This is a genomic window from Rhizorhapis sp. SPR117 (assembly GCF_021742065.1).
Genome location: NZ_JAKKIE010000005.1, coordinates 11,655 through 33,095, shown reverse-complemented (window position 1 = coordinate 33,095; position 21,441 = coordinate 11,655). Strand labels below are relative to the sequence as shown.

Sequence of the window (21,441 nt, the reverse complement as noted above, 5' to 3'; positions counted from 1 at the left end):
CAGTCGCTCCGCCTCGCGTTCTCCAACGTCCGCACAGGATTTTCGGATAGTGGAAACTGGGTTGACCGTCACGGTGCGATGAGCCCTTGCTCCAACGCAGCGCTATCATAGAGGAAGACGGAATTGGGATCCGGCAGGCCGTAATCGGCGCGCGATGCTTCGCCGAGGCGGGTCAGCAAATCGCTGATCAGCGAAAGCCGCGTGTGATGTTTGTCGTCGGCCCGAACAATGGTCCACGGGGCGGCGATGCTGTGGGTGCGCGCCAGCATTTCGTTGCGGGCAGTGCTATAGGCATTCCAGCGTTTGGTGGCTTCATCGTCTACCGGACTGATTTTCCACTGCTTCAAGGGGTCTTTCCGTCGTGCCGCGAGGCGCTTTTTCTGCTCCGATTTTGAGATGTCCAGATAATATTTGACCAATGTGATCCCGCAGTGGGCAAGAAGCTGCTCGAACATGGGCACTGTCGCCATGAATTCCTCATATTCGGCGTCTGTGCAATATTCCATCACCCGTTCGACGCCAGCGCGGTTGTACCAGCTGCGGTTGAACAGAACGATCTCACCGGCGGCGGGCAGATGGCTGGTCCAGCGCTGGAAATACCAGGATCTGCGATCATGGTCCGAAGGCGGGCCCAGCGCCACCACGCGCGTTTCGCGCGGGCTCAGATGCTTGACGATGCGTTTGATCGACCCATCTTTACCTGCCGCATCCCTTCCCTCGAGGATGATCAGCAACTTGCGACCGTCAGCGATGACCTGCCGCTGCAAGGCGCTGAGCCCGATCTGGAGCGAATGGAGTTGCTCGCCATAGTCGAGCGGGGCCTCTTCCTTTTTGTTCTTGCTCATACCTTGTCCTCAAATCTCTGATTGCACGCGGATCGTGTACGCCAGGAATGCAGTGCCGCCGCGCGATTGGCCGTCTCGGGGCTCAGGCCGCTTATTGTGAGGGTTCGGCCACCAGCACCCTGCCAACGCTTCGCATAATTGGTATCTCCTGAAGGATGGCTGCCGGAGTTTGGTCCTCAAAGGGGGCGGTTCGGCGGGGACTTGGAAGACGCATCGCTTGGCCGCGAACGTGAAAGTCTCGGAATAAAGCCTGGAACGCGGTCCATATAAGCCCGATAGTCCGCACCGAAGGTGGCAAGTGCCTCGCGCTCCTCGCTCCGGGCGAGCCGGACATACATGACGACGAGGACCGGGAACATCGCGAGCGTCAGCAAGGTTGGCCATTGGAAGAGGAAGCCGAGCATGACCAGGATGAACCCGTCATATTGCGGATGTCGCACATAAGCGTAGATGCCTTCTGTCGCGAGTAGATTGTTCTTTTGCGCTCGATAGAGTCGCGCCCAGCCGCTCGAAATCAGCCAGAAGCCGCCACCAATCAGCAGGAAGCTCAAAATGTGGAACGGGCCGAAATGCGGATTTGTTCGCCACCCGAACAGCTCCTCGAGCAGATGCCCCGCATCATGCGAAAACCAGTTCACTTCTGGATAGCGGCTCTGCAGCCACCCCGAGAGCAGATAGATCGTTAGCGGGAAGCCATACATTTCGGCAAAGAGTGCGACCAGGAAAGCGCTGAACGCGCTGAAAGAGCGCCAGTCGCGCTTGGTCTGAGGCTTGAAGAAGCTGAATGCGAAGAAGATGAAGATCGCGGAATTGAGGATTACCAGTCCCCAAAGTCCATAGGCGGGCGCGTCACTGTGCATGGCTGGATTGTCCTGTTCTTTAATGACGATGGGGGCTGGATTCGGCACTCGAATGCACGCCATGACGATCCGGCTTCAGCCCCGCATCGACCCTGCTGCCATTTTGGTCACTGTGATCACCATGACCGCCGTGGCCGCCATGTCCTCCGTGCATGAACATGTGGAGCAAGGGACAAGCGAACAATATCAAAGCCCATGGGAGGATGCTGAGCGCATGGACCCTATGCTCTGAGAGGAGAAAATACGCTGCGATCGCCGCAAAGGCTATGAAGACGACGGCCCTTCGCCATCCATCGCCGTTCGATCGGTGGTCAGTATTCCGGTTCACATCTTGCCTCCCTCAAAGCGATCGACCGCCACCGTGAAAAGTTGCGGAACAACCTCACTCTGATGGACGCGGCTGCGGTCTCTTCATTACAGCGAGGATATCATAGCTTCGTCGATATCCGCGGTAGCCAGGGAAGCATCGATACCCGTCGAAGGGGCATAGACATGGGGCAATCGCGGGTAGCGAGTCGCTCCGGTCTGTCACGATATGGAATGGGGTGGCTGTTCCCCAAAGATGGAAGTACGGGGCTCACGACAGGAATGCCAGGCCGTTCGATTTATCGAGAGATCGTAATGTAAAGTGATCTGGAGCGTCTCTTCCGAGGAACGCCAAATATCTGGCTAACGCCAACAGGCTGGAGCTGTCCGGTGCGGCAACAAGAAGAGTCCGATATTAGGTGCCCAGATGGCTGACGAAAACAACCCGAGAACAACTCGCCAGATTATCACGATGTATGCTCCGATATTTCGCGAGAAATTAAGAAAACTCGAAGGGCACGGACAAGAGAATTGTGATGAGGCTGTGGGTATACGCCGCGCGCTGGCGCTTGTTGACGGCACACTAGCGGGACGGAACGTTGTGAGCACCTCAAGCGATATGGAGGTCTATTCGGACATCGGCCCCTCCACATAATCCTGCTGGGCTCGGCTGGTCCGTTCTTCAGCGGCAGCGCGCTGCACCAGGACGAGACCGCCGAGTATCAGGATCGCACCGGCTGCCTGTGTCCATCCGAGGCGTTCCCCGAACAGGGTGGCGCCGATTGCCAAGCCGATCATCGGGACCAGGAATGTAAAGGCATTCGCCTGGGTGAGGCCGACATGTTCCAACGTCGTAAACCAGAGCCAGAATGCGGCGGAGGTTCCCAATATCGCCAAGCTGAGCAATATGGCGATAAACGCGGGAGACCACGAAATTCGGGACATATCTTCAGTCATAAATGATAGAAGCGCTAGTGGGATGGCACCGATTGCCAGCTGGAAGCCCATCGCGATCACGGCATCGACTTGGCCCGTGAGACGTTTGATGCCGATGTTGCCTATCGCTACTCCGCCCGCCGCAAGACCAACAAAGGCGATGCCGAGGCGGTAATCAGGCATATTGGCCGAAAACATGGAGGGCCAGGCAATTGCGCCTATGCCAAGCAGTCCTATTGCAAGGCCGGCCTTGCCGCCCAAGGTGAGCCGTTCTTGCAAGATGGTGTGGGCGAGAAGCGCGGTCAGAAGCGGCTGCGTATTGGCGATGACAGTCGCAATACCGGGCGAAACATATTCGGCGGCGTGGAACATTCCCAGAAACCCAAGGGTAGTGGAGCCGAAACCCACTATAACGATCAAAATCCAGGCGCGAATATCGTGGGGTAGGGGCCGCCGCAGCAAAATGCCCAGCAGAATGAGGCTCAGCCCTGCGATTGCAGCGCGCATGGCCGCAAAGGCGACGTGAGGCGCCAGGTCAAGACCAATTGTGATGAGCGGAAAACAGCCCGCCCAGAGCAACATCACGGCAAGGAGCCGAATGATCGAACCGGCAGTCAAAATTCGTTTGTGCAGGGCGCTCTTCGCCGCGGCGCATCCCAGCGGAAAATCATGCGGTCAGCAACTTGCCGCAAGCATGAGCGACGGTGAGCAGTCCGAGGCCTCACACCGAATGTCTCTTTTCCGGTTCCGGTGCGCGTTCCCGCCTTCTTCCCCCATCGGATAGCCCTTGGATCTGACCTTCCTCTCCATCCATCCGCCGTTGCGGTTGCCCCGGTCGGACCAGCGCCTCGAAGCCGGAAATCACATCGAAAAGTTCTTCGTCGATGCCAGTCTGGCGCAACTGCTGAAATGTGCCGTGCAACTGCGCCAGCAACTCACTGATGCTCTTGTCGGCCCGCTCCATGGCCGCCAGTCGGCTCGCATTCTCGCTGGCGAGGGATTCGGCACAGGCCCGGAAGAGCGAGATGAACAGATATTCATGGACAAGTGCGCTGGCAGTCCTGGTGCCGCCGCTCACGATCTCGGGTAAATTTCCGGTTGGCCAGCGCACCCTGGCCAGATCGTGCTGCCATTGTGCGTCGAGTGGCAACAGACGCTGACTAACCGGTTCGTATAGCGCGCCGGACAGGGGCCGGTTATGGACCACGAAAAGGCTGGTATGCGCACCGTTGACCTGACGGACTTCGCTTTCAATCAGAATCTGAGCGACAAACGACGTGATGCCCTGGACGGAATTCGGACCAGCGAGGAGGCCAATCGGTGATAGGCCCGCATCCGCGAGACGGGCATGAACACGCTCGCCAACGGCCCAGACCTGGGCTTTGCCCGACAGAGCGTCAAGCGTCTTGATCGCATGATCGGCGACAACGTCGTTAAACCGGCCCACCAGTCCCTGGTCCGATCCGAAAACGACGGCGCCGACCGCATCGGCCTGATTGGGTACATTTCTTTCCGTCATCGAGGGCGCCATTCGGTTTTCCCGAAACCAGGCGCTCAATCCCAACTCTACGGTCCGATAATAATCGGCCAGCGCACGAACCGATCTTTCATATTGGCCGATATTCGATGCGGCCAAGGCTTTCATTGTCCGGACGACGGATTGGAGATCGCCGGCGCTGCTCATCTTTCGACGCAGGCTCTCTATGGTGTCACTCATGACCGGTCCCTTCCTTCCGCGGCGGGCCGCGATGAAGTGCCCTCCGGCCTGGCCTGGAAAGGCGCAACGGCCTGTCTGGCGATTTCAACGATGGTTGCGCGATCCTCGTCGCTCAGCTTGCCGGCGCTTTCAAATCGCGCGCACACTTGAGCGGGGATGTTCGCGGCCGCCTTCTGGACGGCGAGCTCGGCATTGGGCATCTGATCGAGCGCGACGGTATCAAAAAGCTTGGCGGTCACTGCCAGCAAGACAGCGATTTGCGCCGGCACTGACACTGGCGCGCCTTCCGCCTGCTGCAGGCAGGCGCGGATACGCCGTCCATGTTCGATGGTCTTGCGGGTGGCTTCATCCAATCGAGCGCCAAAGCGGGCAAAGGTCTCAAGTTCCTCGAATTGCGCATAGGCAAGCTTGAGATCTCCAGCCACGGCGCGGTAGGCTGAACGTTGTGCTTTGCCTCCGACGCGCGAGACCGATTTGCCGACATCGACTGCAGGCAGGACGCCCAATTCGAACAGCGATGGCGAAAGATATATCTGCCCATCGGTGATCGAAATGAGGTTGGTCGGAATGTAGGCGGAAATGTTCTCTGCCTGGGTTTCAATGATGGGCAGCGCGGTGAGAGAGCCGCCTCCGAGTTCTTCGCGCAAGTGCGTCGCGCGTTCGAGTAATCGCGCGTGAATGTAAAAGATGTCGCCGGGAAAGGCCTCGCGCCCTGGCGGGCGTCGCAACAGAAGCGATAATTCGCGATAAGCGCGGGCATGCTGCGTGAGATCGTCATAAACGATCAGAACATCGCGGCCCTGCTCCATGAAATGTTCTGCTATACTGGTCGCGGCATATGGGGCGATAAAGGCGAGACCGGGCGGGTCATTGCCTTCGGTGACAACGACGACGGTGTAGTCAAGCGCCCCCGCTTCGCGCAGGGTTGCTACCGCTTTGGCGACGGCGGACGCACGCTGGCCAATCGCACAATAGACGCACAGCATATCCTGGTCGCGCTGATTGAGGATCGTGTCGATCGCGATGGCGGTCTTGCCCGTCTGGCGGTCACCGAGAATCAACTCGCGCTGACCGCGCCCGACCGGAATGAGCGCATCGATCACTTTGATCCCGGTCTGCAGAGGGATGGTTACTGCCGCGCGGTCCATGATGTGCGGCGCAGAGCGTTCGATAGGCAGGCGACCGCTGGCGACCACCGGTCCGTTGCCATCGAGTGACCGGCCAAGCGGATCGATGACGCGACCCAGCAGCCCATCGCCCACAACGACATCCATGACCCGGCCCGTACGCTGAACTTCGTCGCCAGCGTTCAGATGAGAATAAGTGCCGAGCAGGACGACGCCGATTTCAGTCTCGTCGATGTTGAACGCCATGCCGAGCACATCGCCGGGAAAGCTTACCAGCTCCTCATAACTGACTTCCGGAAGCCCCGCCACTTTGGCGATACCGGTGGCGATGCTGGTGATCGTTCCTGTCTCTTTTGATACGAGTTGCGGTGTGAATGCTTCCCGCACCCGACCTATTCCGGTCAATGCGGCGTCGAATGCATTCTGCAAGTTTTCAGGTTCGGCTCTCATGAGTGCTGCGTTTCAGAATCGGGCGCCCCGGCCTTTGATGCGATTTCAATCCTGGTGTTCGGTGCAGCCTTGACGTTGGCTACATCCTGTTCTTGAAGAAGCTCGCCAACGGCCCTATCCATCGAAGCGAGGTAGTCCGCGATACTCCAGGCTATTTTCTGTCCATTCGCGATGAGTTCGATTCCGCTGACAACATCCGGCACGGTCTCGAACCGCAAGAGAACATCGGCCGAGAAGGCCTCTTCGACCACTTGCTGGATTGCGGCGCGTTGCTCTGCGGAAAAGTCAAATGCACTGCGCAAGAGCGCAGTTCGGGACACTGTTTCGAATGTCTTCGCAAAGGCCTGTTTTGTCTTGCTGTCCATCGCGCGCAGTCGTTGGACGAACACTTCGGTCACGCGGTCTTCGAGGCTGACTGCAGCGAGATCGGTCAACGCCTTTCGCGCGATGGCGAACACTTCCTGTTGGGTTCGGCGGCGTATGGCGTCATTCAGATTATGGGCTTCGGTTCGCAATGCCTCCTGTCGCTTGGCACTCAGGGCATCAGCTACCGCGCGCGCCTCCTCGAGAAGCCGCTGACGTTCCGCTTTCGCCTCGTCCATCGCCTTGTTCATGATTGCGGCACGCTGCTGGTCGAACTGCTCGTTCTTGCGGAGGAACAGGTCGCGCTCCTCCTGGGCCTGGGCCTTCTTCGCGTCAGCATCAGCGAGTTCCGCGGCAATCCGTTTTTCCCGCGCATCGACGGCGTCGAGGATCGGTCTGTAGAGAAAGCGCTTCAGCAACCACACCAGGATGAGGAAGTTGAGGGCTTGCGCGCCGACAGTGAACCAATCGATGAGCATCGATCACTTCCCCGCGGTTTGCGCGATGACGTGATTCCAGAACGGGTTTGCGAAAATGAGGATCATCGAGATCACGAAGCAGTAGATCGCAACCGACTCGATCATCGCCAAGCCAACGAAAAGGGTGCGCGTGATGGTGCTTGCGGCATCGGGCTGCTGCGCGAGCGAGCTCAATGCTGTCGAGACGGCGCGGCCCTCACCGAGCGCGGGCCCGATGCTCCCGAGCGCAATCGTCAGCCCGGCGGTGACGATTGAAGCGATGGCAATGAGCGTCATGCTATCCATAATGCCTCCATGTGTAATCGTGCTTCATACCGAAAGTTCATCGGTTGGTTCGGGTGTGGCCGTGCGGCCGCGTGTGGCGGCCGCGATGTAGACTGTAGCCAGGATGCTGAAGATATAGGCCTGCACCATGCCGGTGAGCAGACCAAGTGCGCTCATGACGACCGGGAAGATAAACGGCGTGACGGTCAGCAGGATGGCGAGTATCATCGTCCCACTCATCATGTTACCAAACAGACGAACGGCCAGCGCCAATGTGCGCGACAGTTCGCTGATGATGTTAAACGGCAGCATGATGACTGTCGGTTCGAGATATGATTTGAGGTAGCCACCCAGCCCCTGCTCCTTGATTCCGGAAAACGGCACTACCACCAGCACGCAGAGCGCGAGAGCCGCCGTGGTCGAGAGCGACCCCGTCGGCGGTTCGTAGCCGGGAAGGATGGTGAAGAGACTGGCCAACGCCACGAACAGAAAGAGCGTGCCCAGAAAGCCGATATATTTTTGCGGATGCCGGAGGCCGACATCTTCGATTTGCTTTTCGATGCTCGTGACAATGATTTCCAGCAGATTCTGCCATCGGGATCGATGCGGACCGGTGGAGAGCTTCCGCGTGATGAGTTTCGAGCCGATGGCAAGCACGAACATCAGGCCCCATGTGGACACAATCGTGCCGTTGAGTTTGAGAAACCCGTATTGCCAGAAGATCATATCATCGGGGCTAAGGCGCATAGCGGATCTCCGCTACCGAACCGGTCGGGGCGCGTCTTGACAAGCCGGACAGCGCCTTCACGACAAGTCGCGCCAGGACGAAACCGAGGAGACACAGCAGCCACCGCGCCCAATCTTCGCGGCCGACAAAATAGAACCCCGCCATGGTGATGCTGGTCCGCAGCAGCATGCTGCCCGAAAACCAAAGTCCCGGGTGTTGAGACAAAATTGCCCTGTTGACCGTCCACCAAAGGCCGCCAAAGAACAACGTACCGAGCAGGAGGCCGGCAAGCAAAGGTGATGCCATAACCAATAATTCATGCATGATCGTCGTCCTGTTCTTCCCGCATTTCCTTTTCTTCTTTGGCTACCCAATGCCAGGCGTTGAAACAGCCGATAACAAGCCCGGCGACCAGCAACGCCAGGGTCCAGGAATGCCTTCCCGGATATCGTTGATCCAGCCACAGCCCGAGCGCAGCGCCCAGCAGCGTCGGAATCGCCACCGACCAGCCGATCAGCCCCATCATTCCCAAGCCGAACCAGACACCTTGCCCCGAATTGCGCCGCGCCTTGAGCTTTCGCGCCGCTTTCGAGCCGACCTCCTGGCTGAGCGATCGCTTCGGCGTCGCGCGCCTCTTTTGGGACGGCTCAGTCATTCCGAATGCTCGCCACGCGGTGGATGAGGTCACTTTCTATTTTTGCCAGCATCGAGCGCAGGCTTTGCTCCTGCTGGTCGAGGCTCAGAAACTCCTGCTCGACTGCTTCGCGCAACCAACCAAGGTCGGTTCCGCCGAGCGCGCGGCGCACCGATACGAGCACGTCCGGACCAGCCTTGACGAGTACTCCTTCGTCCACCGCGAGAAATACTTCACCCTCCGATGGAGACTCATAGGTCAATATTCCGGGTGCCAGCGCCGCCACGCAATCAAGTCGGCGAGGCAGAATACCAAACGAGCCATCATGCGTCTCGGCGACGATACGCGACACGCCGGTTTTCTCGGTGAAGATCTCGAAGGGCAGGAGGACTTTGAGTTTCATGACCGAGCGGCATGCTCTGGCTGCGATTTTGTCCTCGCCTCGTCGATCGGCCCGATCATGTAGAGAGCGCTTTCGGGATAATCCTTGAATTCGTCGTGCAAGATGCGCTCGCAGCCGTTCAGCGCGTCCTCGAGGCTGACAAGCTTAGCCTTGAGTCCTGTGAATTGTTCGGTCGTGAAAAAGGGCTGCGTGAGAAACCGCTCCAGCCGGCGGGCTCGGGCTACGACGTTGCGGTCCTCCGGCGAAAGCTGCTCCAGGCCGAGCATGGCGATAATGTCCTTGAGCTCATCATATTGTGCCAGCGTGCGCCGGACTTCCCGCGCCAGGCGGTAATGCCGTTCGCCGACCACGCCTGGTGTGGCCATCTTGGAACTGGATTGCAGGGGGTCGACGGCCGGGAACAGACCTTCGCTGGCCCGCTTGCGCGAGAGCACGATCGACGCGGAAAGATGCGAGAAAGTGTGCACGGCCGCCGGATCGGTGAAATCGTCGGCCGGCACATAGACCGCCTGTATCGAGGTGATGGCGCCGGTATCGGTATTGGCGATACGCTCTTGCAGCCCCGACAGTTCGGTGCCCATGGTGGGCTGATAGCCCAGCCGCGACGGCATCTGGCCCATCAGGCCGGACACCTCCATGCCTGCCTGGATGAAGCGAAAGATATTATCCACCAGCAGCAACACATCGCGGTGCTCGTCGTCACGGAAATATTCGGCCATCGTCAGTGCTGCATGCCCGACGCGAAACCGGGCGCCGGGCGGCTCGTTCATCTGGCCGAAGATCATCACCATATTGGCAAGTACACCGGCTTGCTTCATCGCGTCGTAAAGTTCCTCACCCTCACGACAGCGCTCACCAATGCCGCAGAAAATGCTTACGCCGGCATTCTGACCGACCATATTGTGGATCATTTCGGTCAGCAGCACCGTCTTGCCGACGCCCGCTCCGCCAAAAAGGCCTGCCTTGCCGCCGCGCTCGAGCGGGGCGAGGACATCGATGACCTTGATACCCGTCTCAAATACTTCGGATTTCGTGGAACGACGCATCAGCGATGGTGGAGCGTTATGCACCGAACGCCACTGGACATCGGACACTGCCGCTTCGCGATCTATGGCATTGCCAAATACATCAAACATTCGCGAGAGCACGGCTTTGCCCACCGGTGCTTTCAATGGTCCGCCCGTGTCCTCGACCACCATTCCGCGAGCGAGCCCCTGTGTAGGCGTCAGCGCAATGCCACGTACATGACGTGCATCCTGCTGCGCCAGGACCTCGACGACGATCTGTTTGTCGGATCCAGCGCGCAGAACCGAATATATCTGCGGCAAACGCCCATCGAAACGGATGTCAACGACACTGCCGCGCACTGAAACGACCACGCCAAGATTTGAAGAACTGGTTTCAGTGTCCATAAGTGCTCACGCCGATCCACTCGGGTCGAACCATTTGGGAGGAGACGCCATGCCCTCGATGTGGAATCCCGCATCGACATGGAGAACTTCTCCGGTAATCGCTGTCGTGAAGTCGCTCGCAAGGAGCAGCGCGGTGCGGCCGACTTCGCAGGAGTCCACCGTTCTGTACAGCGGAGCCATATGCACGGCTCCGTTCAGAATTTCGTCGAAATGCGCAATGCCGGATGCGGCACGGGTCTTGATGGCGCCAGCTGATATGGCGTTCACGCGAATGTTCCTGGTGCCCAGTTCATGCGCGAGGTAGCGCACCGATGATTCTAGCGCTGCCTTGACCGGACCCATTACGTTGTAATGGTCGATCACTTTTTCGGCACCGACATAAGTCATGGTCATAATACTGCCACCATTGGTCATAAGCGGTTCGGCGAGCTTCGCCATCGTAATGAGTGAATGACAAGATACCAGCATGGCTTCAACGAAGCCATCAGCCGAGCAATCCGTCAGCCGACCATGCAGATCTTCCTTTCTTGCCCAGGCGATCGAATGAAAGACAAAATCAAGGCGGCCCCATTGATTTTTGATCGTCTCGAATATTGTTTCGATCTGCCCCGGACGTAATATGTCGCACGGCAGGAGGATTGGCGCTGCCAGTCTTTGGGCAAGCGGTTCGACGAAAGGCCTGGCCTTGTCGTTCAGGTAGGTGACGGCAAGGTCGGCCCCGGCATTTCGGAAATGTTCTGCCGCGGACCAGGCCAGGCTATGTTCATTGGCGATGCCGACGACCAGCCCCTTCCGACCGGTCAGATCGAGAACCTCGTTCGAAGCGGTCATCGGAGGAAATTGCGTCATCGTCCGTCCGTTCTGTTCAGGTCAGCGATAGGGGGATTGTGTTCGGCCTGGTGTTGGCACCACACGCAATCGCAATCGATGTGATCGCAGCTCGGATCGCGCGATGCCCCGAGGCTGCGGAGTTTCGCTATCGGAAAGAGGAGGCGGCTCACTATCGAGGGTCTGTAAATGCGCCGGAGTGCATGACGCGCGTCGCCATGCGACAGCCGCTTCTCCACAGCCGGCAAACCCCGCTCGCCGATGAGATCGAAGATTAAGCGGTTGACCATGCCGGCGCGAAGAAGCGGTCGAAGCTCATGATGCCACAGGCTGGCATAGCTCCTGCCCTCAAGGATGCTGCGTGCCGCGAGCAGACCCGATCGTAAGGCGTAGCGCATGCCGAAACCCGCCAGTGCGTCCTGAGAGCCTGCCTGCTCGCCGATTACCGGATGACCGCCCTGAACTGCTGAGCTTGGAATCCGGAAATTGCCGAAGCCGCCAAACGGCTTGGCGGCGTTCATTGCCAGTCCCAGACGATCACGAAAAAAGGCAACGGTTCGCGTCAGATAGGCCGCCTGTTGCTTGAATCCCTTCAACAGACAGCTCGCGACCGTACCGCGGCCGTCGTGGATCAGCAGATAAGCGTAACCGCGCGGCGCGAGACGCTCATCAAGGACGAGCCAGCTCCCGTCTGCCATATCGGTCGCAAAGACATATCCGACGGCGATGATGTCAGCGCGTCTCGGTCCGATCGCGAGGACAGCATCTCCTTCGACGTCGCTCGCCCGGTCCTCGAACCTGACGTTCACCCCGGCCGCAATAGCCTGGCCCAGCAGCGCATGATCAAGGCAACCCTCGTCGCTTCCCCGTCGAACAAGATAGAATAGAGGCTGCGCACTCTGCACCTGATAATGACCGCCTCGGGAATCATAGACCGTGCCCCGGGTCACACCATGATAGTCAAATGTCGGCTCGATGCCGGCAGCGCACAGGTCATCCATCACATCCTGTTCGCCGCTCCAATTCTCAAGGCCCTGGAAGTCGCCATGAAACCGCATACCGACATTGCGATGCCACTCGCGCACGAGGACGCGACGTCCGGCGCGGGCCAGAGCTATCGCGCAAACGAGGCCCGCCGGACCCGCGCCGATAACCGTCACGTGCTCGCCTACATCTGCCCGGGCGAGCGCTGGGCGTACGTGTGTTGCGTGGATAGGGGACTCCCGCGCCGATGGGTTGGTTCCGGTTCCGGTTCGCAGGAGCGATAGTGGGCCGTGGGACATGATCATCTCGCAAGCGGACAGCAGGCACGCTCGGGCTGCGGCGCGCAGTGAAGACTTGCCTCGGGCGGGTGCGGCGCCAACGGAGTTCGTGGTCTGCGGTGGTGCATCAGCGCTGCCACGGCGAGCGAGGCCAGCCTCGCCGGCACCGGATCCGCGCGTGAACTCAATGCGACGGGCACCGCCAATCCGAGCGCGATCCCGGCTGCAGTGGCTCCCGCCAGATATTCAAGGTTTTTCGCGAGGATGTTTCCTGAGACAAGATCCGGCACGAGCAGGATGTCTGCGTCACCGGCCACGGCTGAAACAATTCCTTTGTCCGCAGCTGCCTGGCTCGAGACGGCATTGTCAAAGGCGAGCGGACCGTCGACCAGAGCGCCAGTGATTTGTCCGCGCTGCGCCATGAGCGTCAGACACGCCGCATCGAGTGTCGAGACGATTTCGGGATTGACCGTCTCGATCGCCGAGAGAACGGCGGCCTTCGGCGTCTCGACCCCAAGGAGCTGGAACAGATCGATAGCATTTTGCAGAATCTGGGCTTTGGCGCTGAGGTCGGGCGCGATGTTGATCGCTGCGTCGGTAATCCCCAGGAGTCTTGAGCGGGTTGCGACATCGACCAGGAAGACATGGCTGACGCGCTCGCCGGGCACACGCAGACCCAACTCCTTGTCGAGCAAGGCGTGCATCAGGGTGTCGGTGTGGATATGACCCTTCATCACCGCATCGGCCTTGCCCTCGCGGGCGAGTTCCACCGCCTTTGCCGCTGCCGCAATGCCCGAACCGGCAGGGACCACCCAATCGGCTGCTGCCGTCCACCCGATATCGCGACAGAGCGCGGCGATCGCATCCGGATCGCCAATGAGACGCGGCTCGACGAAGCCCAGCCCATGCGCTTCGCGCAGGGTCTCGAGTACTTCCGATTGCGCGGCGTCGGCTATAGCGACCCGTATAGGTTCAAGTGCAGCTGCCTGCTCGATGAGGCGTTGCAGACGTGGGGGAGGGGTGCTCATGGTTCACGCCACCTGCATCGCGGGCAGCGTGGCCAGTAATCGGCGCACGTGCCGCGCGATCATTTGTTCTTCATCGGTCGGGAATGCTTCAATAACGACACGACCGGCACCTGATGAGATAACGCGTGCGCCCTGCGCGTTGCGTTCGGGGGCCAGGGCGATGCCCAGATATGCGAGGTCTGCACAAATATTGGCGCGAACCATGGGCGCGTTGACGCCGATCCCGCCGGTGAATATCAGGCGATCGAGACCGCTCAGGACGGCGGTAAGCGCCGCCAGGTGTGAGCGCGCCTGGTAGCAGAAGTACGCCACGGCCTCGGCAGCGGCCTGATCTTCAGGCCGTGCCAGCAAATCCTGCATATTGCGGCTGAATCCGGACAATCCCAGCAGTCCCGATTCCTCGTAAAGGAGATGCTGGATCCGATCGACGGACAAGTCCGCCTGTGCCAGCAAGTATAGGATGATGCCCGGGTCAAGGTCGCCGCAGCGCGTCCCCATGGGCAGACCGCCCAATGTACTGAAGCCCATTGTCGTCTCGATGCTTCTGCCGCCTTTCAGCGCACACATGGAGGCACCATTGCCGAGATGCGCGACGATGATCCGCTCTGCATCGACGTCAACATCCTCGCTGCGGAGCCTATCGACGACATATTCGTAGGAGAGGCCATGAAAGCCGTAACGGCGGATGCCCTGGTCACGGAACTCACGCGGCAAGCCCGTCAGCGTCGCGAGGTGCGGCATGCCATGATGAAAGGCGGTATCGAAGCAGGCGACTTGGGGCAGGGCCGGCCGGGCGCTTCGGACTGCGGCGATTCCGGCCAGATTATGCGGTTGATGCAGCGGGGCAAGCGGCGCGAGCTGGCGCAACCGCGCCTCCAGCGTCTCCGTTACAAATGTGGCGCAATCACATTCCGCGCCGCCATGGACGATGCGGTGCCCTACGGCCACCAAACCCCTGCCTGTGGTGTGCTGATCGACTGCTTCCAAAAGCAAACGTAGCGCCATGTCGTGATCAGCGATCTCCACCGCTTCATCGAACGCCATCGTGCCTGCTGCGTCAACGGCGTGAAAACGGCCATTCGCTAGGCCGATCCGGTCGATGGCCCCTGACCAAAGGCGCGCTGGCGGATCATCGATTGAGAATATCGCGAACTTCACGCTCGACGAGCCGCTGTTGATGACCAGAATGGCATCGCCCGCAGCTGATCGCAGCTGGGGCTGCGTGAGGTGAGCGTTGCTAGGCATGATTGCTGCCAGCAAAGCCGTAAAGCCAGCCAAAGATCTGCTCGGAGGTCTTGTCCCTGGCTTGCCGCGCGTTTTCGAGCGCTTGGGTGATCGCGCCTATTACCTCCTTTTCCCGCTGGACCAACGGCTGGTCGGGTGAGAGCGGCTTGCGCTTTTGCGAGATCGCGCCCGCGAACATTGCGGCACCGCGCATCCAGGGATTGAAAGCCTCGGAAAGGAAATAGCGGCTCGTGCGCATCGGATGGAGCCATTTGAGCGCCTCGGCGGTCCAGGGGTTGGCCAGTGCCTGCACCCATGGGCTCACAAAGGTCTTGTACAGTGCTTCGTTCTGCTCGGATATCTGTCTGACGCGTTCGAATGCTTCATGCGGATAGTCCCTCTTGAGATCCTCGACGTCGCGCGGTTCGAAACGGACCCTGAAATCAGGCTTGTGACAATCTGGATCGCCGGAGGGATTGTCGATCTTCATTTCGTAGAGTCCGGGCGCCAGAGCTTCAATCTCCTCCAGGCTTTCGAGGATCGCGCGGTGCTCGAGACGCGCGACGCTCGCTGAAACAAAAATACCCAGATGGCCGACATGAGGATTTGTCAGATAGACGATGCGCTGCCCGGCCTGCTTGAGATCCTCGGTGTTGCGATAGACGGCAGGAATCCAGCCAAGCGCCTGATGCGGCGGCGTGATATTGTCCCCATAGGAAGCGAAGATGATGAGCGGATTGCGGATTCGGCGCAAATCGGCAAAGGCGCCTTCGCAGATGCGTAACCGCCCCTGCTCGAGCGCGTTGCCGATGAACAGATTTTCGACGATCGCAAGCATTTCTTCGCGGCTGAGAAAGTAGAAGCCGTTCCACCAACGTTCAAATTCGAGAAAGCGCTCGCGCTCACTGTCGACATTGGCGAACAGATGGGCATATTTTTCCCAGATCGCCTTTTCCGGTTTCAGATTCTCGAAATTCTCGGCAAGCCACGCCCCATCGAAGCGGCCGTTGCCCAGATCCGAGATGAAGTGCGTCAGCCATGCGCCCCCAAGGAGGCCGCCCGCCAGACGCATCGGGTTGATGCCGGATTCGCCGGCCCAGTATGACAGAGGCGAACCGTTCAAAACCGCAGGACCAACCAAGCCCTCACAATCGGCGGACAATAATGTCACTGCCCACCCGGCCTGGCAGTTGCCATAGGTAATCGGCGGTTTGTCCGGGTGTCGCCGCGCGACTTCTTCGACGAAACGTCGCAGCGCATGGAGCACGTCTGCGAGGGTTTGCGCGGGCGCGGGCTCGGGAAAGAAGATCACGAAATAAACCGGATGGCCTTCGCGCATGGCCATGCCGACTTCGGAATCGCGCTTGAACCCGCCGATGCCGGGGCCGTGTCCTGCGCGCGGGTCGACGACGATGACCGGCGGTTTATCAGGATCGACACAATCCTCCCAGCAATCCCCGTCAATTTGCGTGATCCGAAGAAGAGCGTAATTGGCCGGTTGCTCGAAATGGCGCGCGTCGAGCAGCGTTTCATATTGGAAATCGAGGAGCGGCGGCAGGCCGGCGCGCTCATGTTCGAGCATATTGTCTGCCCGCTGACGCAGCGTATCCCAGAACAGGATCGTCCGCTCTATGAAATCCCGCTGATAATCGACGAGCTCGTCGAGTGTAGGGAAATCCGGACTGGGCCGCGGGTCGGATGGAAAATGTTTTGTAGCTTCGCTTGGCGATCGGGGCAGACGGTTTTTTGATTGCCGTAACGGTGTCACCGAAGCTGGCAATTTTCTGCTGGTCTGAGAAAATGAAGAAGCCATTGTTTCACCGTTTCGCAATTGGTTGGAGAGGGGTCAAAATTCATACTACATCGCGGTCGCCGGAACTGCCGCGTCCTGTGCTGCCTTTCCAGTCGGCATCCTGCTGCTGCCGACACCGGTCAGCCTGGTCCGCTTGAGCATCAGTGCATTGATGGCAACGAGCGCCGAACTGCCCGACATGGCGAGCGCCGCGATTTCCGGGCTCAGCAGCACGGGATAGAGCACGCCTGCGGCAAGCGGGAAGGCGATGATGTTGTAGCCAACCGCCCACCAGAGATTCTGGTGCATCTTGCGCAACGTGGCGCGCGACAACGTGATCGCTCCGACAATATCGAAGGGATCACTCTTCATCAGGACGACGTCCGCGCTTTCCATGGCGACGTCGGTACCCGCGCCGATCGCGAAACCGACATCGGCCTGCGTCAGCGCGGGCGCATCGTTGACGCCATCGCCGACCATGCCGACCCGCTGGCCTTGCGCCTGCAGTTCCTTGACCTTGTCGGCTTTCTGACCCGGCAGGACATCGGCGAGCACGATGTCGATCCCGAGTTCCGCAGCGATCCGTTTGGCCGTGCCGGCATTATCGCCGGTGAGCATCGCGACCTTGACCTTGCGCTCGCGCAGCGCGGCGACTGTCGCCTTCGCGGTCGGGCGTGGTGCATCAGCGATCGCGATCAGCCCCAGAATCTCGCCGCCGCGCGCGACATGGACGACGGTGCGCCCCGCGCCCTTCAATCGTTCGGCGGGCTCGGCGAGTGCGCCCAATGCAATATTTTCATCCTCCATTACCTGACGGTTCCCGACCACAACGGAAGCGCCTTCGACCTCGGCCCCCGCGCCCTTGCCTTCGCGGTTGGCGAAATTGCGGGCTTCCGGCAAAGTGATGCCCGATGCGCGCTCCAGGATCGCGATGGCAAGCGGATGCTCCGAGTTGCGTTCAACCGCCCCCGCCATGCGGAGAACTTCGTCCTGCGTATACTCCGCAGCCGCCACCACATCGACGACCTTGGGCTGACCCATGGTGAGCGTTCCGGTCTTGTCGAAGATGATCACATCGAGCTTGGTCGCATCCTCGAGCGCGCCGGCATTCTTGAACAAGATGCCGTTCATCGCGCCAAGACCGGTGCCGACCATCACCGCCATCGGGGTGGCGAGACCGAGCGCATCTGGACAGGCGATCACGAACACAGTGATCGTCAACGTCAGCGCGAACAGCAAGGTGGAACCCAGCGCCCAGTACCAGCTGGCAAACGTTGCAAGACCGATTATGATCGCGGCGAGCACCAGCCATTGCGACGCACGGTCGGCGAGCAGCTGCGCAGGCGCCTTGGAGTTTTGCGCTTCCTGGACGAGCTTGACGATCTGGGCGAGGGCGGTGTCCGCCCCGACTTTTGTCGCTCGGTAGCGGAAGCTGCCGCTGCGATTGATCGTGGCGCCGATAACCGCGTCGCCCGGCGCTTTCGAGACCGGCATCGACTCGCCCGTCAGCATCGATTCGTCAACGTCCGACTTACCCTCGAGGATCTCGCCATCGACCGGTATCTTATTTCCCGGCCGGATCAGGACGACATCTCCGAGGAGCACCTCGGCTGTGGGCACTTCGATCTCCTTGCCCTCGCGCAGCACCGTCGCCATCGGTGGCGCAAGGTCCATCAATGCGCGGATGGCTTGTGAAGCTCCGGCCCGTGCCCGCATTTCGAGCCAGTGGCCGAGCAGAATGAAAACGAGCAGGACCGCCGAGGCTTCGTAGAATTGCTGGCCCTCGAAAAGGAAGGTTGTGCCGACGCTGAAGAGATAGCCGGTGCCGACGCTCAGCAATACGAGCACCGCCATATTGAGAATGCCATTGCGCAGCGCACGGATCGCTGCGACCACAAAGGGCCAGACGGGGTAGAGGATCGCCGCGCTCGCCAGCAGGAACAAGGTGAAGTTGAGGTCGAGGCCGAAGGGCGGCGTCAGCAACGGGCGATCCATCCCCATCGGCGACAGTCCGAAGATCGGCAGACTAAAGATCAGGCTGATGAAGAACCGGTTGCGCATGTCGCGCGCCATCGCCCCCATGTCCATCCCCTCCCCGTGACCCATTTCATGAGCCATGGCGTCGTGCATCGGCGCGGCATGCGGACCCTCCTCGGGAGCAGCGACGACAGCGCCCGGTTGGTGATGGTGGACGTGGCCGGACGCGACCGCTGGGCGGATTTGGCTGTCGCCATCCGGGGTCACCATGGCATCGTGGGCGCAGACATGCCTGGGGACGAGACGGCCGCCGCAGTGAAAGCCGCAGTCATTGATGACGCCGCGCAACTCGCCGACATTTGTCAGCGTCTCGTCAAAGACGACCGTGACGCTCTCGGAAGCGGGATTGGCTTCAGCGCTGAGCACCCCAGCGCGTTTTGAAAGCTGCTTTTCGACCCCGAGATGATCAAGGCATTGGAACAGCCCGCGGGCTTCAAGTGTGACGGTTGGCAAGGCAAGGCTCCGTTGTTGTGGTGGCTCGCCAGCTGATTTCAGCAAGGCCACAGGTGTTCGAGGGGCCAAGGGGGGCGTGCGACCCCTCGAACAGAATGGTACGGCGCGCAAAGGGCGGCGTCGCACTGTCCAGCCTACAGAATCAGCCGGTCGATTTGCACCCTTGGTTGTGCTTCACCGCCGCATCTTTCGTGACGCCCAGTTCTTGTGCGCTGATTTCCGAGGGACTTGAGGTCTGCTTATTGCCGCAGCAGCAGCCCGCCGACTCCGGTTGCTTGGCAGGCGCCTCATTCTTTTTGACACGGCTCGACATGATAACCTCCATTCGCAGATCCCTTCCCGACGGGGATATGATTCAAGACGTGCCGATGGAACGAAACTTACAGTCAGGATCCAGTATATGGGAATCCTGTTGCACCAGCCCTCGCGGGCACGGGCTAGCTCGGGGGGATACAGAAAAATCTTACCCCTGCTTCGTATAGCGCTACCGATAGGGTCCCCTCACGGCGCACCGATAGCCGCTGGAGGTGGCCTGGATCAGCGATCGTCGTTGCTGCTGGCGAATGCGGCGCCGTCTGTCACGCGGTCCTCCTCTTTCTTCGACTTCGTCAGCGACGAACCACCGCTTCTGCAAGCGCGGCACCGATCATCGCCTTCGCTTCGCGTTCGATCTGATCGAGATGGTCGAGGCCGCGGAAGCTTTCCGCGTAGATCTTATAGATATCCTCGGTACCAGAGGGCCTCGCCGCGAACCAACCGCTGGCGGCTCGTACACGGATGCCGCCCAGCGGAGCACCGCCGGATGGAGCGGCGCTCTCGACAGCGATCACGGTTTCGCCAGCCAATTGTCCGGCCTCGAAACTGCGCGGCGTCAGCCGCCTGAGCTGCTCTTTCTCGCGTCTTGTCGCCGGAGCGTCGGTGCGCCGGTAGAAGGGTTTTCCAAGCGCGGCGGTCACCTCAGCGTAGAGCGCTGTGGGATCGCGACCCGTCTTTGCCATGATCTCCGCGGCGAGCAGGCCGAGCGCGATCCCATCCTTGTCGGTTGTCCACACCGAGCCATCCTTGCGCAGCAGGGTCGCTCCGGCGCTTTCCTCCCCGGCAAAGCCGAGCTTGCCTTCGAGTAGGGCATCGACGAACCATCTGAAGCCGACCGGCGTCTCGACGAGGGGGCGATCGAGCTGCGCCGCCAGCCGATCGATGAGCGCGCTCGTTACCATCGTCTTTCCGATGCCGCTTTCGCGCGGCCACAGCGGCCGGTTCGTGAACAGATAGGCGACACAGGCAGCGAGATAGTCGTTCGGAAGCATGAGCCCCTGCGAGGCGGTGACGATGCCGTGCCGATCGGCATCCGGGTCGTTGCCCACCGATATGTCGAAGCGGTCCTTGAGGTCGAGCAACTGCGCCATCGCATAGGGCGATGAGCAATCCATTCGGATGCGGCCATCCCGATCGGCAGGCATGAAACCGAAGCGGGGATCGACGGTGTCGCTGACCAGGCAAGCGTCGAGCCGATAGCGGTCTATGATGGCAGGCCAGTAATCGACGGCGCTGCCGCCGAGGGGGTCGATGCCAATTCGCAGGCCCGAGGCGCTGATCGCCTCGAAGTCGAGGACGTTGGCGAGGTCGTCAACATAAGCCGAGCGGAAATCCCGCCGCGACAACGCGGATGAACGATATGCCCGGTCAAAAGACATACGTCGCACGCCGCCCAGCTTGGCGTCGAGTAGCGCGTTGGCGATGCCCTCGATACTGCCCGTCACTTCCGGCTCCGAGGGCCCGCCATGCGGCGGATTGTACTTGAAGCCGCCATCCTCAGGCGGGTTGTGTGAAGGAGTGATGACGACGCCATCGGCAAGGCCGCTCGTACGCCCGCGATTGTAAGACAGAATCGCATGAGAGATGACAGGCGTCGGCGTAAAGCCCTCGCGCGCATCGGCCACGACGGTCACCTCATTCGCCGCGAATACCTCTATCGCGGTCCTTGCCGCCGGCCCCGACAAAGCGTGCGTGTCGATCCCCAGGAACAAGGGGCCGTCTATGCCGGTCCTTGCACGGTGCAGGCAGACGGCCTGGGCAATCGCCAGTATATGCGCCTCGTTGAACCTGCGTTCGAGCGCCGAGCCGCGGTGTCCGGAAGTGCCGAACGTCACACGCTGGTCGGCGTTGCCCGGATCAGGGACCCGGTCATGATAAGCGCGGATCAACCCCTCGACATCGACGAGCTTCGATGGATCCAACCGCTTCCCCGCGTCGGGATGCGCCTCCGTCATGCGCCATCATCCGCCGAAATCGAT

The 21,441-nt window shown here is 60.3% G+C and carries 21 protein-coding genes; all 21 read right to left on the bottom strand.

The annotated features are described in order from the left end of the window. Nucleotides 1-68: 68 nt before the first annotated feature. On the bottom strand, nucleotides 69-845 hold the full coding sequence (ppk2, locus tag L3X40_RS03345) for a polyphosphate kinase 2 (RefSeq protein ID WP_237364377.1): 777 nt from the start codon (nucleotides 843-845) through the stop codon (nucleotides 69-71). 176 nt (nucleotides 846-1,021) lie between these two features. Then, on the bottom strand, nucleotides 1,022-1,705 hold the full coding sequence (locus tag L3X40_RS03340; RefSeq protein ID WP_237364376.1) for a methyltransferase family protein: 684 nt from the start codon (nucleotides 1,703-1,705) through the stop codon (nucleotides 1,022-1,024). A gap of 19 nt (nucleotides 1,706-1,724) precedes the next feature. Further along, nucleotides 1,725-2,033 carry a DUF2933 domain-containing protein gene (locus L3X40_RS03335; protein WP_237364375.1) on the bottom strand — a complete coding sequence of 103 codons (309 nt, stop codon included), beginning with the start codon at nucleotides 2,031-2,033 and terminating at the stop codon, nucleotides 1,725-1,727. A 605-nt stretch (nucleotides 2,034-2,638) separates the two neighbouring features. Next, on the bottom strand, nucleotides 2,639-3,565 hold the full coding sequence (locus L3X40_RS03330) for a DMT family transporter (RefSeq protein ID WP_237364374.1): 927 nt from the start codon (nucleotides 3,563-3,565) through the stop codon (nucleotides 2,639-2,641). A gap of 103 nt (nucleotides 3,566-3,668) precedes the next feature. Then, a complete protein-coding gene (locus tag L3X40_RS03325) occupies nucleotides 3,669-4,664 on the bottom strand; it encodes a F0F1 ATP synthase subunit gamma (RefSeq protein ID WP_237364373.1) in 996 nt (331 codons plus the stop codon). Beyond that, on the bottom strand, nucleotides 4,661-6,241 hold the full coding sequence (locus L3X40_RS03320) for an alternate F1F0 ATPase, F1 subunit alpha (protein WP_237364372.1): 1,581 nt from the start codon (nucleotides 6,239-6,241) through the stop codon (nucleotides 4,661-4,663). The genes L3X40_RS03325 and L3X40_RS03320 overlap by 4 nt, the downstream gene beginning before the upstream one ends. Continuing rightward, a complete protein-coding gene (locus L3X40_RS03315; RefSeq protein WP_237364371.1) occupies nucleotides 6,238-7,083 on the bottom strand; it encodes a F0F1 ATP synthase subunit B family protein in 846 nt (281 codons plus the stop codon). The genes L3X40_RS03320 and L3X40_RS03315 overlap by 4 nt, the downstream gene beginning before the upstream one ends. 3 nt (nucleotides 7,084-7,086) lie before the next feature. Further along, on the bottom strand, nucleotides 7,087-7,368 hold the full coding sequence (locus L3X40_RS03310; protein ID WP_237364370.1) for a F0F1 ATP synthase subunit C: 282 nt from the start codon (nucleotides 7,366-7,368) through the stop codon (nucleotides 7,087-7,089). Between the two features lie 24 nt (nucleotides 7,369-7,392). Beyond that, entirely contained in the window at nucleotides 7,393-8,094 is a 702-nt protein-coding gene (locus tag L3X40_RS03305) for a F0F1 ATP synthase subunit A (RefSeq protein WP_237364369.1), read from the bottom strand. Next, the gene (locus L3X40_RS03300; RefSeq protein ID WP_237364368.1) at nucleotides 8,084-8,398 is read right to left on the bottom strand and encodes an ATP synthase subunit I; all 315 of its coding nucleotides are present in this window, start codon (nucleotides 8,396-8,398) and stop codon (nucleotides 8,084-8,086) included. Before L3X40_RS03300 ends, L3X40_RS03305 begins: the two co-directional genes overlap by 11 nt. After that, nucleotides 8,391-8,729: an AtpZ/AtpI family protein gene (locus L3X40_RS03295; RefSeq protein WP_237364367.1), complete on the bottom strand. Its 339-nt coding sequence runs from the start codon at nucleotides 8,727-8,729 to the stop codon at nucleotides 8,391-8,393. The genes L3X40_RS03300 and L3X40_RS03295 overlap by 8 nt, the downstream gene beginning before the upstream one ends. Beyond that, the gene (locus tag L3X40_RS03290; RefSeq protein ID WP_237364366.1) at nucleotides 8,722-9,111 is read right to left on the bottom strand and encodes a F0F1 ATP synthase subunit epsilon; all 390 of its coding nucleotides are present in this window, start codon (nucleotides 9,109-9,111) and stop codon (nucleotides 8,722-8,724) included. The genes L3X40_RS03295 and L3X40_RS03290 overlap by 8 nt, the downstream gene beginning before the upstream one ends. Next, the gene (gene atpD / locus L3X40_RS03285) at nucleotides 9,108-10,523 is read right to left on the bottom strand and encodes a F0F1 ATP synthase subunit beta (RefSeq protein WP_237364365.1); all 1,416 of its coding nucleotides are present in this window, start codon (nucleotides 10,521-10,523) and stop codon (nucleotides 9,108-9,110) included. Before atpD ends, L3X40_RS03290 begins: the two co-directional genes overlap by 4 nt. Nucleotides 10,524-10,529: 6 nt before the next feature. Continuing rightward, nucleotides 10,530-11,372, bottom strand: a complete 843-nt coding sequence (gene fabI, locus L3X40_RS03280) for an enoyl-ACP reductase FabI (protein WP_237364364.1) — start codon at nucleotides 11,370-11,372, stop codon at nucleotides 10,530-10,532. Beyond that, the gene (locus L3X40_RS03275; RefSeq protein WP_237364363.1) at nucleotides 11,369-12,511 is read right to left on the bottom strand and encodes an NAD(P)/FAD-dependent oxidoreductase; all 1,143 of its coding nucleotides are present in this window, start codon (nucleotides 12,509-12,511) and stop codon (nucleotides 11,369-11,371) included. Before L3X40_RS03275 ends, fabI begins: the two co-directional genes overlap by 4 nt. 125 nt (nucleotides 12,512-12,636) lie before the next feature. After that, nucleotides 12,637-13,641: a bifunctional enoyl-CoA hydratase/phosphate acetyltransferase gene (locus tag L3X40_RS03270; protein ID WP_237364362.1), complete on the bottom strand. Its 1,005-nt coding sequence runs from the start codon at nucleotides 13,639-13,641 to the stop codon at nucleotides 12,637-12,639. Nucleotides 13,642-13,644: 3 nt separating this feature from the next. After that, nucleotides 13,645-14,886: an acetate/propionate family kinase gene (locus L3X40_RS03265; RefSeq protein ID WP_237364361.1), complete on the bottom strand. Its 1,242-nt coding sequence runs from the start codon at nucleotides 14,884-14,886 to the stop codon at nucleotides 13,645-13,647. Then, nucleotides 14,879-16,633, bottom strand: a complete 1,755-nt coding sequence (locus L3X40_RS03260) for a DUF3141 domain-containing protein (protein ID WP_237364360.1) — start codon at nucleotides 16,631-16,633, stop codon at nucleotides 14,879-14,881. The genes L3X40_RS03265 and L3X40_RS03260 overlap by 8 nt, the downstream gene beginning before the upstream one ends. A 90-nt stretch (nucleotides 16,634-16,723) precedes the next feature. Then, nucleotides 16,724-19,147, bottom strand: coding sequence for a heavy metal translocating P-type ATPase (locus tag L3X40_RS03255; protein WP_237364359.1), 2,424 nt, complete (start codon nucleotides 19,145-19,147; stop codon nucleotides 16,724-16,726). A gap of 142 nt (nucleotides 19,148-19,289) precedes the next feature. Then, entirely contained in the window at nucleotides 19,290-19,460 is a 171-nt protein-coding gene (locus L3X40_RS03250) for a hypothetical protein (protein ID WP_237364358.1), read from the bottom strand. Between the two features lie 295 nt (nucleotides 19,461-19,755). Continuing rightward, nucleotides 19,756-21,417, bottom strand: a complete 1,662-nt coding sequence (gene pgm / locus L3X40_RS03245) for a phosphoglucomutase (alpha-D-glucose-1,6-bisphosphate-dependent) (protein ID WP_237364357.1) — start codon at nucleotides 21,415-21,417, stop codon at nucleotides 19,756-19,758. Nucleotides 21,418-21,441: the final 24 nt, after the last annotated feature.